The organism is Cedecea lapagei (assembly GCF_900635955.1).
In the GTDB taxonomy this organism is placed as follows: Bacteria; Pseudomonadota; Gammaproteobacteria; order Enterobacterales; family Enterobacteriaceae; genus Cedecea; species Cedecea lapagei.
Genome location: NZ_LR134201.1, coordinates 3,912,942 through 3,925,423 on the forward strand (window position 1 = coordinate 3,912,942; position 12,482 = coordinate 3,925,423).

A 12,482-nucleotide genomic window follows, 5' to 3' on the forward strand; every position below is an offset into this window, starting at 1 on the left:
AGGAGTGGACATGCTAATTCTTATCTCACCTGCCAAGACGCTGGATTATCAAAGCGAGTTGCCTACGGACCGCTATACGCAGCCTGAACTGCTGGACTATTCGCAGCAGCTCATTAGCGTTGCCCGCAAGCTTAGCGCGCCGCAAATTGCCTCGCTGATGAGCATCAGCGACAAGCTGGCTTCGCTTAACGAAACCCGCTTTCATGAATGGCATCCAACCTTCACTCCGAAAAACGCTCGCCCGGCGATTCTTGCGTTTAAAGGCGACGTTTATACCGGCCTGCAGGCCGAAGAGTTCAGTGAAGCGGACTTTGATTTCGCCCAGCAGCACCTGCGCATGCTTTCCGGGCTGTACGGCGTACTGCGTCCGCTGGACTTAATGCAGCCTTACCGGCTGGAAATGGGCATTCGTCTGGACAATCCAAAAGGCAAAGATCTTTACCACTTCTGGGGCGACACGATTACCGAGAAGCTCAACCAGGCGCTGGCGGACCAGGGTGACAATATCGTGGTAAACCTCGCGTCCGATGAATACTTTAAAGCGGTTAAGCCGAAGAAGCTGAATGCGGAAATTATCAAGCCCGTCTTCCTTGATGAAAAGAACGGCAAGTTTAAAGTCATCAGCTTCTACGCGAAAAAGGCGCGCGGGCTGATGAGCCGCTACATCATTGAAAACCGTTTAACTAAGCCTGAACAGCTAAAAGCGTTTAATACCGACGGCTACTTCTATGATGAGGCCGCCTCGCAAAAGAACGAACTGGTGTTTAAGCGCCACGAGCAGTAAAAAAAAACGCCAGCGCTAAGCTGGCGTTTTACTTTGAACTAGCGCCGGTAATCCCACCGAACGGCCCCGCTTTTACCAAAAAACAGGGCCTCAGGATTAGGCTTTAACCATCATAAACTTACGCAGCTCGGCAAAATCAGCCGGGAGGTTGTGGGAAAGCAGCGGCAGGTCGGCGCGGGACGCCAGCTCCTGCGGCAGCGGCAGCGTTTCGCCCAGAATCTCCTCTACGCTCTCTTTAAACTTCGCCGGGTGCGCGGTGCCCAGGAACAGACCAAACTCGCCAGGCTGCAGCTGGTCACGCAGGGCGCGGTAGGCGATGGCCGCATGCGGTTCGGAAACATAGCCAATGGCCTTCAGCTCACGCATCGTTTCTTTGGTGGTTTCGTCGGTAACGGCAGCATAGCCAAGGTCGGTCAGACGCCAGATCTTACGGCGGAAGAGTTCTTCCACGCGCGGCCAGTTGTTCGGCTGGCTTACGTCCATGGCGTTGGAAAGCGTTGCTACGGTCGCTTTAGGCGCCCACTGGCCTTCCTCGAGGAAACGCGGAACGGTGTCGTTGGCATTCGTGGCCGCAATAAAGCGCTTAATCGGCAGGCCCAGGGATTTTGCCAGCAGGCCCGCCGTCAGGTCACCGAAATTACCGCTCGGCACGGAGACCACCAGCTGGTTACGGGCTTCCTGCGGCAGCTGGGCTACTGCTTCGAAGTAGTAGCAGATCTGCGCCAGCAGGCGGCTGATGTTGATGGAGTTGGCCGAGTTTAACCCCAGCGCCACCTTCAGCTCTTCATCGTCAAACGCCTGTTTCACCAGCGCCTGGCAGGCGTCGAAGTCACCGTCAATCGCCACGGTTTCGATATTGCCGCCGAGGGTACAGAACAGTTTTTCCTGCAGCGGGCTGATCTTGCCGCGCGGGTAAAGAATGATTACGCGTACGTTTTCAATCCCGTAGAACGCGTGGGCCACAGCTGCGCCGGTGTCACCGGACGTGGCGGTCAAAATAGTCACCGGTTTGTCGCCGCTGATGTGGGTCAGCATCTGCGCCATAAAGCGCCCGCCGAAGTCTTTAAACGCCAGCGTCGGGCCGTGGAACAGCTCCAGGCAGCCGACGTCCGGCTCCACCATATTGACCGGTGCAGGGAAGGCAAAGGCTGCGCCTACGCGCGTTTCCAGAGTCTCCTGCGGGATCTCATCGCCGATAAATGCAGACAGAATTTTGCTGCTGCGGCTGACAAAGTCCATCTCCAGCATGGCATCGATTTCGGTCAGCTCAAACTCCGGCAGGTCGTGCGGGAAGAACAGGCCCTGCTGCTTGCCCAGCCCCTGGGTAACAGCCTGTGCAAAGGAGACCTGCTCGTTGTGATCTTTAAGGTTATACAGTTTCATGCTTTATCCCAAAACTCGTGCGCCAGCCGTATCCAGACGGCAAATATGTACAAAACCTTCCTGGTTCTGCAAATAATGTTGGCTGAGCCAGTCAGCCACGCGCTGTGCGGTCTCTGTGTTATCGCACAGTGCAAATAAGGTCGGGCCGGAACCCGAGATCCCGCTAGCCAGCGCGCCTATATCCGCGACGGCTTTACGTGACTCATCAAACTTCGGCAGCAGTTTTGCCCGGTAAGGTTCAGCGATGACATCCCGCATCAGTTTTGCGGCAAGCGCAGGCTGGCGGGTATGGCAGGCATGAATAAAACCGGCCAGATGGCGACCGTGGCTGATGCAGTCCTGGCGGCGATACTGGGCAGGCAGAATCGCGCGCGCTTCTGCGGTCGAAACCTTAATGCCCGGGTATGCCAGCACCCAAAGCCACTCATCAAAGCCTGGCACCTGCTGGCTGATGATGCCGCTTTCTTCGATCATCAGCTGCATGCCGCCGAGGAAACAAGGCGCAACGTTGTCGTAATGAACGCTGCCCGAAATGCGCCCTTCCAGTTCGCCCATCAGCGCCAGCAGGCGAGTATCGCTCAGAGGCTTACCGCAAAATTCGTTCATCGCCATCAGGCCGGCCACCACCGAACAGGCGCTGGAACCCAGCCCAGAACCGATAGGCATGTTTTTCTCAAGCGTCATTGCCACGGGGATGCTCTTGCCAATCTCCTGGCAGAAGCGCTCCCAGCACTGATAAACAATGTTCTCGCGCGGTTCGTCCGGCAGCTTACTGGCGAAACGCCCAAGGTTGGTCAGGCTGAAGCTGTCTGCCGCCTCAACCGTGACATAATCTCCGAGATGTGAACCATCAACGGGCGAGACTGCCGCACCCAAAACGTCGAATCCCACGCTCATGTTGGCGCTGGAAGCCGGGGCATATACTTTAACCATCTTAAACTCCTAACTTCCATGACAGGGTACGAAGCAGATCCGCGAAGACACCGGCGGCGGTCACATCGTTACCCGCGCCGTAGCCGCGCAGAACCAGCGGCAGCGGCTGATAATAATGGCTGTAGAAGGCCAGGGCATTTTCGCCGTTCTTCACCTTAAACAGAGGGTCGTTGCCGTCTACGGCGTCGATTTTCACCTTGCAGCTGCCGTCTTCTTCAATGACGCCGACATAGCGAAGCACCTTTCCTTCATCCCTGGCCTTCCCCACCCGAGCAGAAAATTCATCATCCAACTGAGGAAGGCGTGCCATAAAAGACTCCACGTCTCCACTGGCATCAAAACCCTCCGGAAGCACAGATTCAATAGCGATATCTGACAGCTCCAGTTCTCGGCCCGTCTCACGAGCCAGGATTAACAGCTTACGCGCAACGTCCATACCGGACAGATCGTCGCGGGGATCCGGTTCGGTGTACCCCATTTCACGCGCGGTGCTGGTTGCCAGCGAGAAGCTCATCCCCTCGTCAAGCTTGCCAAAGATGTAAGAGAGCGACCCGGAAAGAATGCCGGAAAAACGCTGCAGCTCGTCACCTGCATTCAGCAGGTTTTGCAGGTTTTCAATCACCGGCAGGCCAGCGCCAACGTTAGTATCGTAGAGGAACTTGCGGCGCGATTTCTCGGCGGCATTACGCATCTGGTGATAGTAATTCATGCTCGAGGTGTTGGCCTTTTTGTTTGGCGTCACCACGTGGAACCCTTCGCTCAGGAAGTCGGCGTATTGGTCAGCCAGGGCCTGGCTGGAGGTACAGTCAACAATCACCGGGTTCAGCAGATGATACTCTTTTACCAGACGGATCAGGCGGCCAAGGTTGAACGGCTCTTTCGCCTGCTCCAGCGCCTGCTGCCAGTTTTCGAGATCCAGGCCATGCACGTTAGTCAGCAGGGCCTTAGAGTTCGCCACGCCGCAGACGCGCAGGTCGATATGCTTCTCCTTCAGCCATGCCTGCTGGCGCTTAACCTGCTCCAGCAAAGCCGCGCCCACGCCGCCTACGCCGACCAGAAACAGCTCGATAACCTGGTCTGTGTTAAACAGCATCTGGTGGGTCACGCGCACGCCGGTCACGGCATCGTCGTTGTTCACCACAACGGAGATGGAACGTTCAGAAGAGCCCTGGGCGATAGCGATAATATTGATGTTTGCGCGAGCCAGCGCGGCAAAGAACTTAGCGGAAATACCGCGCAGCGTCTTCATGCCATCACCAACCACGGAGATAACCGCCAGGCGCTCGGTCACCGCCAGCGGCTCCAGAAGCTCCTCTTTCAGCTCGAGATAGAATTCATCTTCCATCGCCTTACGGGCTCGGCCACAGTCAGCCTGAGGTACGCAGAAGCTGATGCTGTACTCAGAGGAGGACTGGGTAATCAGCACGACGGAGATCCCGGCACGGGACATCGCGGCAAACACGCGCGCGGCCATGCCGACCATGCCCTTCATTCCCGGGCCGGAGACGCTGAACATCGCCATATTATTCAGGTTGGTGATGCCCTTAACCGGCAGCCCCTCGTCATCGCTCTTATCGCCAATAAGCGTGCCTGGCGCCTGCGGATTTCCGGTATTTTTGATCAGACAAGGGATCTGGAACTGGGCAATCGGGGTGATGGTGCGAGGGTGAAGAACTTTGGCGCCGAAGTAGGAAAGCTCCATCGCTTCCTGGTAAGACATCGACTTCAGCAGCCGGGCGTCTGGTACCTGCCGCGGGTCACAGGTATAAACGCCGTCGACGTCAGTCCAGATCTCACAACAATCGGCTCGCAGGCAGGCGGCCAGCACGGCGGCCGAATAGTCGGAGCCGTTACGGCCAAGCACCACCAGCTCACCTTTATCGTTTCCGGCAGTAAATCCGGCCATCAGGATCATATGATCTTCAGGAATGCGGCTGGCTGCGATACGGCGGGTAGATTCTGCAATATCCACGCTCGAGTCCAGATAGTGGCCGACGGCCAGCAGCTTCTCAACGGGATCGATAACGGTGACCTGGTAGCCGCGGGCCTGCAGCACGCCAGACATAATGGCGATGGAGAGTTTTTCGCCCCGGCAAATGATCGCCGCGTTGATGCTGTCCGGGCACTGCCCCAGCAGGCTGATGCCGTGCAGAACGTGCTTAAGCTGGGCAAACTCTTGATTGACCACGGCCTTCAGCTCGGCCAGCGGAAAACCCGGCTGCGCCTCTGCCAGGCCGTTCAGCAGTTCGGCAAAAATGCGCTCTGCGTCGCTGATATTCGGCACAGCGTCCTGACCACCGATAGTCTTCTCTATCATCGCCACCAGGTGATTAGTAATTTTTGCCGGAGCAGACAGCACGGTCGCCACCTGCCCCTGTTTGGCATTACTTTCCAGGATATCGGCAACGCGGAGAAAACGTTCCGCATTTGCCACCGAAGTACCGCCGAATTTCAACACTCGCATTGTTGTGACCCCTTGATTTTTTCCCGAAAAAAAAGCCCGCACTGTTCAGGTGCGGGCTTTTTTCATTTTTACCTGTATGCGTCAGCCCGCACCGTTACCTGTGGTAATGGTGGTTGTGATAATTGTGGTAATCAGGCTGAAGCGGAACATGGATGTTGTGTGCTCTAAATTTGTATTAGCTCTATTGGTTAAAGCAATCCCTTGATCAAGTCAATTTTTTTTAGTTCTGTCACAAAAAATCAGCTTGCTCAGTCGCGCTGGTAAACCCACCAATAATGGGGGTAAAAGCGCGATGCGTCGGCATTAAAACAGGTATAAATCTCATAAAAATTTAATTTATTAAAATTTTATTCCGGTAACTTTTTTTCGATATCATGCAGCAAACGATGCAGCATGGCGGTATCTCTCTGCTCAAGCAGCCCGAGACGCTGCTGCACCCAGTCGACCATTTTTTGGTCGCCGGCAACGTCAAGACGCTCTAAAAGCGCGGCAATGCGCAAACGCAAAGCGTTCAATTGTTGACCATCACCCTCCACATTTCCCACCGGCGGTAGCTGCATCAGGGCTGAAAGCTGGTAGCAATAGACCATCACGGCCTGGCCCAGATTGAGGGAAGGATAATCCGCCGCCATCGGCACGCCGGTTAACACATCCGCCAGCGCCAGCTCTTCGTTAGTCAGCCCGGAATCTTCACGACCAAAGACCAGCGCCGCGCAGCCTACCCACTGACGTTTCTCTTCAAGCAGCGGCACCAGCTGCTGTGGCGTAGCGTAGTAGTGAAATTTTGCCCGGCTGCGAGCGGTGGTCGCTATGGAGAAATCGACGTCGCTAAGGGCTTCGCCAAGAGTGTCGAAGTGGCGTACGCCGTCAAGAATATCGCCCGCCCCATGGGCTACCCAGCGCGCGGCGGGCTGGAGATGCGCATCGCTGGCGACAATACGAAGCTCGTTAAACCCCATCGTTTTCATGGCCCGGGCAGCCGCCCCGACGTTCTCAGCTCTGGCCGGTGAAACCAGGATAATTGGCAAACGCATTGAAACTCTCTTCTAAAATTCGTGAAAACGTGCGAAGTGATGCACAATTTTTGATAATACGCATCGCAAATTTACTTATTTGCAACATATATCATTGTTTCGGCACTCGCGATACGTATAACTTAAACTCATGCTTTAACATGATTATATGGCATGAAAGCGTTATAAACACGCCATATATCCACTTGTTTAGCATGGTTTATTTCTCAACAAGAGGCAAAGCGCCGCGAATCAGATTCAACATACTTTTTGTAACGCTTTACGAGCTTGATTATTAAAAAGTTGTGACAAAAGCTAGCATTGAGCTACGATGATTTAATGAAACTGTTAACGTGCTACAATTGAAATTGATATATGTCAACGAAGCGTAGTTTTATCAGGTGTCTAAGCAGCAGTAGCCTGTTATGTTGCTGTTAAAATGGTTAGGATAACAGCCGTTTTTGACACCGTCGGGTCCAAAGGGAAAGTACCCACGACCAAGCTAATGATGTTGTTGACGTTGATGGAAAGTGCATCAAGAACGCAATTACGTACTTTAGTCATGTTAAGCCCGGCATGTTAATTTATGGCATGTAACAGGCAGGTCAGGGACTTTTGTACTTCCTGTTTCGATTTAGTTGGCAATTTTAGGTAGCAAACATGCAGACCCCGCACATTCTTATCGTCGAAGACGAATTAGTAACACGCAACACGCTAAAAAGTATTTTTGAAGCGGAAGGCTATGATGTTTTTGAAGCGACCGATGGCGCAGAGATGCATCAAATCCTTGCCGATAATGACATCAACCTCGTCATTATGGACATCAACCTGCCGGGTAAAAATGGCCTGCTACTGGCGCGCGAGCTGCGCGAGCAAGCCAATGTGGCGCTGATGTTCCTGACGGGCCGTGATAACGAAGTGGACAAGATCCTCGGTCTTGAAATCGGCGCTGATGACTACATCACCAAGCCCTTCAACCCGCGTGAATTGACCATTCGTGCACGCAACCTGCTGTCCCGTACGATGAATTTAGGTGCCATCAGCGAAGAGCGTCGCTCCGTTGAGAGCTACAAATTCAACGGCTGGGAGCTGGACATCAACAGCCGCTCTCTGGTCAGCCCGAACGGTGAGCAGTATAAGCTGCCGCGCAGTGAATTCCGCGCCATGCTGCACTTCTGTGAAAATCCAGGCAAAATTCAGTCTCGTGCTGAACTACTGAAGAAAATGACCGGCCGCGAGCTGAAGCCGCATGACCGCACCGTCGATGTCACCATCCGCCGCATTCGTAAACACTTCGAATCCACGCCGGATACCCCGGAAATCATCGCCACCATCCACGGCGAAGGTTACCGTTTCTGCGGCGATCTGCAGGAATAAGCAAGAAAGATAACGAAAAGGGCTGACCTGGGTCAGCCCTTTTTTTATGCCTGCTGCTTAGCGAGAAATACGTTCGTTCCAGTCGCGGGTAAAGACCGTCTCCCCGTTGTGCTGAACCGTCATCTTTCCGCTGACGATAAAATGCGTCAGGTCGCTGCGCATCTCCAGCACAATATCCGTATCCGTCCACCAGCCTTCTCGCCCGATTTTCATGTTCTGAGTCAGCAGGTAGTGCGCTGAAAGCGGATCGGCATTCTGCACGGTCAGCTGGCGCCGGAGGCTATGATCGACGGTCGTATCGATATCATCGAAGCGATACACGCCCTCACCAAAGACCCCGCCAACGCCCTGGGTAATGCTCTGCCAGCTATCGTTCACCACGTCATAACGCAGCTCGCGATCGACGCGTCCCGGAGAAAGGATCGTAACAGGCGTATTGGCGGCGGTTTCCGGATGAGGATCAGGCCCCGCAATCGGCTTAACTTCACGACAAACCGGCAGCTGCAGCTGCGCGCCTGCCAGATCAACGCTGAGCGTTGCGTGTTCGGCCATCGGCCAGACCATCGGCCAGAACGTGGTCGCCAGAGAGACTCGAAGCCGGTGTCCGGCGGCAAAGCGCCAGGCGATGCCGTCCAGCTGTACGGTGACGCGGACTTTCTCGCCGGGAACAAGTTTGACGTTCTGCTCCTGCCCCTGCAGGTGATTAAGGTTCACCCAGCCATGGCTGACGCGAGTCGATGCCCCGTCAGGCGCGACGTCCGATAGCCGGACATAGAGCATTGCCGCAGGTTTATCGCTGGAAAGCGTGACCTCAAACTGTGGGAAGCCATAAATAGCCAGGCTCTCGTCCAGAGGTGCGCTGTCAAAGCTTTCGGCAACCCCGTCATCCATCCGCTGATCGCCCGGACTTTCCCCCAGCACGCCGGCCCCCATCCACTCCCCGGCAAACAGCCCATGGTTCTGCACGCTACGGATATTCTGCTGATATTCCTCAGCTAATGGCGTTGTCATCAGCCTGCCAGGCTGCAAATGCCAGCGCTGAGGGGCGGTCACCGCATCCGTATCATCCTCAATGGCAATCCACTCCCCAAAGGCCTGCGGACGCTGCGAGTCAGGGCGCTGGCTGTCGTTGAGCCACGCCTGCACTCGCGGGCCATCGAGAACGTCGTTATCGACCTGCTTCAGCCAGCGATCCCACCAACTCACCGCCTCCTGCAGAAAACCGATAGCCGGTGCAGGCGAGCCGTCCTGCGGATAGATATGCGCCCATGGGCCGAGAATAGCCTTGCGCGGTACATCAAGATTGTCCATCAGGCGGAAGACCGCGTTGCTGTAGGAATCCGCCCAGCCGCCCACCGCCATCACCGGGCAGGTAATCGCCTGCCAGTCCTCACCGACCGAGCCGTGCTTCCAGTAGGCATCTTTCAGGGGATGCTCCATCCACAGCGCCGGGAAGAAAGGCATATTTTCAAGGCGATGAAGCCAGGCCTGATACCAGCCCTCCCCGACCAGCTCCGGATCCTGCGGACGGCTTTGATAGGCCAGCATAATCCCGCCCCACCACAGGTTATCGTTAAGCAGGCAGCCGCCTTTATAATGGATATCGTCGTTATAGCGGTCATCCGTCGAGCAAACCGTGATGATGGCTTTCAGCGCCGGAGGGCGACGAGCCGCCAGCTGCAGGCAGTTAAACCCACCCCAGGATTTCCCCATCATGCCCACGGCACCGTTGCACCAGCCCTGACGGCTGATCCAGTCGATCACTTCCAGCGCATCTTCCTGCTCCTGCAGCAGATATTCATCGGCCATCAGCCCGTCAGAGTCGCCGCTTCCGCGCATGTCCACACGCAGCACCGCATAGCCATTGCCGGCGAAATAGCCGTGCATCGGCTCATCACGGGTACGCGTGCCGTCGCGCTTACGGTAGGGAATGTACTCAAGAATAGCGGGTACCGGCTGCTGTGAAGCCGACAGCGGCAGCCACATACGCGCGGCCAGACGCGTCCCGTCTTTCAGAACGATCCACAGATGTTCCGTCACGCTCACGCTGTGGGGAAATTGCGTTATAAGAGTTTTCATGAAGCTCCTGCCATCGCATTTAGCTGACGCTGACCCAGCACCTCATCCAGCCAGGAGGGGCGCATTTCCGGAACGGAGGTCAACAGTTTTTCGGTATAGCTGTGCATCGGGGCGCTGAATACCTGTTCGGTTGGCCCCTGTGCAACTACGTTGCCCTGATACATCACGGCAACCTGCTGGGCGATGCGTTTCACGGTGCTCAGATCGTGGGTGATAAACAGATAAGAGAGCCCCAGTTGCTCCTGCAGATTTCGCAGCAGCTTCAGAACTTCTTCTGCCACCAGCGGATCGAGCGCGGAAGTGGCTTCGTCGCAAATGATCAGATCCGGCTGTGCCGCCAGCGCTCGCGCAATACAGACTCGCTGCTTCTGGCCACCGGAAAGCGAACCGGGGTAGCGGTCAATGAGATAATCGGGGAGTTCGGTCAGCTTCAGCAGCTCAAGCACCCGTGCGCGAACCTGCTGTTTATCAAGACCAAAATAGAACGCCACCGGGCGACCAATTGCCTCAAGCACGGTTTGGCGTGGGTTGAGCGCTACGTCGGGCAGCTGGTAGATCATTTGTATCCGCCGCAGCGTCTCTTTATCCCGCTGCTGGTAGCGGTTTGCCAGCGCTTTGTCAGCGAAGGTGACCGCTCCCGTCGTATCGCTCAGCAGGCCACAGAGCGCGCGCGCCAGCGTACTCTTCCCGCTTCCCGACTCGCCGATAATCGCCACCGTTTCCCCTTTGCCGATACTGAGTGAGACGTTGTGCACCACGGTCTTACCGTTGTACCCGGTAGAGAGACTTTCCAGCGTCAGAAGCCGGCCTTCAGGTTTGCTCCCGGCGTGAACCGGCGTTAACGCATGAGCCCGCTCAGACACCAGCCGCTGGGTGTAGCTTTCAGCAGGATTTTGCAGAATATCGGCGGTGCTTCCGCTTTCCACTTCGCTTCCCTGGCGCAGCACCATAATACGATCGGCAATTTGCGCGACGACGGCGAGATCGTGGGTGATATATAGCGCGGCGGTATTGAACTCCCTGACCAGCTTACGCAGCATCACCAGCACCTCGATTTGGGTGGTGACATCCAGCGCGGTAGTCGGCTCATCCAGCACCAGAATATCCGGTTTGCAGGACATCGCCATCGCCGCCATCGCGCGCTGGAGCTGGCCGCCGGAGAGCTGATGCGGATAACGCTGGCCGATGCTTTCGGGCTCGGGAAGATCCAGCGCTTTGAACAGCGTAACCGCCCATGCCTGCGCCTCATCCTGGCTCATCAAGCCGTGACGAAGTGGCCCCTCACAAACCTGCTTGCCGATGGTCAGCGCCGGGTTAAACGCCGCAGCGGCGCTCTGCGCAACATAGGCCACGCGCTTACCGCGAAACTCTCGTTTCTCTTTGCTGGATAGCGCCACAATGTTTTTCCCGGCGACCAGCACTTCTCCTCCCGCAATGCGGCAGCCTGGCCTGGCGTAACCCAGAGCAGCAAGGCCAATGGTCGATTTACCTGCGCCGGACTCGCCAATAAGCCCCAGAACTTCACCGGGCATCAGGCTAAGGGAAATACCTTTGACCAGCGGAAGACCCTGCTCGGTTTCGATGCGTAAATCACGCATCTGTAGGATCGGTTGTGTCATCCCTCTTCTCCCAGAGAAAGGTTGTTACGCACCAGCAGCCAGTCGACCACCAGATTGACGCCAATCGTCAGCAGGGCGATAGCCGCCGCCGGATAGAGCGGGGCAAACTGCCCGAAGTTGATGGCCTGCGCGTTGTCGCGCACCATGCTGCCCCAGTCTGCCCATGGCGGCTGGATCCCCAGCCCAAGGAAGCTTAATCCGGCAATAAACAGGAAGGTAAAACAGAAGCGCATGCCAAATTCCGCCAGCAGCGGCGGCATGGCGTTAGGCAGGAACTCTTTGCGCACGATCCACCACAGCCCTTCTCCACGCAGGCGTGCCGCCTCAACATATTCGAGACAGACGATCCCCTGGGCGACCAGTCGTGCAAGGCGGAAAACGCGAGTCGCATCTAATAACGCAATGGTTCCCACCAGCACGGGAATAGACGTTCCCAATACGGACAGCACGATCAGCGCCAGAATCAGCACCGGAATCGACATCAGCGTATCAACGATGCGGGTGAGCACAACGTCCACCCAGCGCCCGTAAATAGCGGCGGTAAACCCGGTAATAATGCCCACCACAAAAGAGATAGCGGTGATCGCCAGCGCAATGGCAATGGTGGTGCGAGCGCCGAACAGAATGCGCGAAAGCATGTCACGCCCCAGGCTGTCGGTGCCGAACGGCATCGAGCTGGACGGCAGCATCCAGATATCTCCCACCTGCGCCGTCTCGCTGTGCGGCGCGAGCCAGGGAGCAAAAAGCGCGGCAATCAAATTGATGGCAATAATGGCCAGCCCCAATATCGCCGACAGCGGCACCGTGCGAATCTTGATATTTTTCATAGA

General features: G+C 56.1%; 11 protein-coding genes and 1 other annotated feature. Of the genes, 2 read left to right on the top strand and 9 right to left on the bottom strand.

The features are described 5' to 3' along the window. Positions 1-10: 10 nt before the first annotated feature. Entirely contained in the window at positions 11-784 is a 774-nt protein-coding gene (gene yaaA, locus EL098_RS19015; RefSeq protein WP_126357612.1) for a peroxide stress protein YaaA, read from the top strand. A 96-nt stretch (positions 785-880) separates the two neighbouring features. Here the strand turns inward: yaaA and thrC are convergent, their stop codons facing one another. From thrC to yjjY, 6 genes are all read right to left on the bottom strand, one after another. Continuing rightward, complete coding sequence (thrC, locus tag EL098_RS19020) at positions 881-2,167, bottom strand: threonine synthase (protein ID WP_126357613.1); 1,287 nt, start codon at positions 2,165-2,167, stop codon at positions 881-883. Positions 2,168-2,170: 3 nt separating this feature from the next. Further along, complete coding sequence (gene thrB / locus EL098_RS19025) at positions 2,171-3,100, bottom strand: homoserine kinase (RefSeq protein WP_126357614.1); 930 nt, start codon at positions 3,098-3,100, stop codon at positions 2,171-2,173. 1 nt (position 3,101) lies between these two features. After that, on the bottom strand, positions 3,102-5,564 hold the full coding sequence (gene thrA, locus EL098_RS19030; RefSeq protein ID WP_126357615.1) for a bifunctional aspartate kinase/homoserine dehydrogenase I: 2,463 nt from the start codon (positions 5,562-5,564) through the stop codon (positions 3,102-3,104). A gap of 25 nt (positions 5,565-5,589) precedes the next feature. Continuing rightward, positions 5,590-5,707 (bottom strand) — a sequence feature (Thr leader region). Continuing rightward, entirely contained in the window at positions 5,646-5,714 is a 69-nt protein-coding gene (thrL, locus tag EL098_RS19035) for a thr operon leader peptide (RefSeq protein WP_071530522.1), read from the bottom strand. (Overlaps the previous feature by 62 nt.) A gap of 197 nt (positions 5,715-5,911) precedes the next feature. Further along, positions 5,912-6,598: a tRNA/rRNA methyltransferase gene (locus EL098_RS19040; RefSeq protein ID WP_126357616.1), complete on the bottom strand. Its 687-nt coding sequence runs from the start codon at positions 6,596-6,598 to the stop codon at positions 5,912-5,914. Positions 6,599-7,000: 402 nt separating this feature from the next. Continuing rightward, positions 7,001-7,141 (bottom strand): YjjY family protein, encoded by a 141-nt coding sequence (gene yjjY, locus EL098_RS19045; protein WP_001541509.1) that lies wholly within the window; start codon positions 7,139-7,141, stop codon positions 7,001-7,003. Between the two features lie 96 nt (positions 7,142-7,237). Here yjjY and arcA point away from each other — a divergent pair, with 96 nt between their 5' ends. Beyond that, positions 7,238-7,954, top strand: coding sequence for a two-component system response regulator ArcA (arcA, locus tag EL098_RS19050; protein ID WP_008461663.1), 717 nt, complete (start codon positions 7,238-7,240; stop codon positions 7,952-7,954). A 57-nt stretch (positions 7,955-8,011) separates the two neighbouring features. Here the strand turns inward: arcA and EL098_RS19055 are convergent, their stop codons facing one another. From EL098_RS19055 to EL098_RS19065, 3 genes are read right to left on the bottom strand one after another with little or no spacing between them, the layout of a single operon-like run. Further along, positions 8,012-10,033 (bottom strand): CocE/NonD family hydrolase, encoded by a 2,022-nt coding sequence (locus EL098_RS19055; protein ID WP_126357617.1) that lies wholly within the window; start codon positions 10,031-10,033, stop codon positions 8,012-8,014. Then, complete coding sequence (locus EL098_RS19060; protein ID WP_126357618.1) at positions 10,030-11,652, bottom strand: ABC transporter ATP-binding protein; 1,623 nt, start codon at positions 11,650-11,652, stop codon at positions 10,030-10,032. The genes EL098_RS19055 and EL098_RS19060 overlap by 4 nt, the downstream gene beginning before the upstream one ends. Then, positions 11,649-12,479: an ABC transporter permease gene (locus tag EL098_RS19065; protein WP_038475725.1), complete on the bottom strand. Its 831-nt coding sequence runs from the start codon at positions 12,477-12,479 to the stop codon at positions 11,649-11,651. Before EL098_RS19065 ends, EL098_RS19060 begins: the two co-directional genes overlap by 4 nt. Positions 12,480-12,482: the final 3 nt, after the last annotated feature.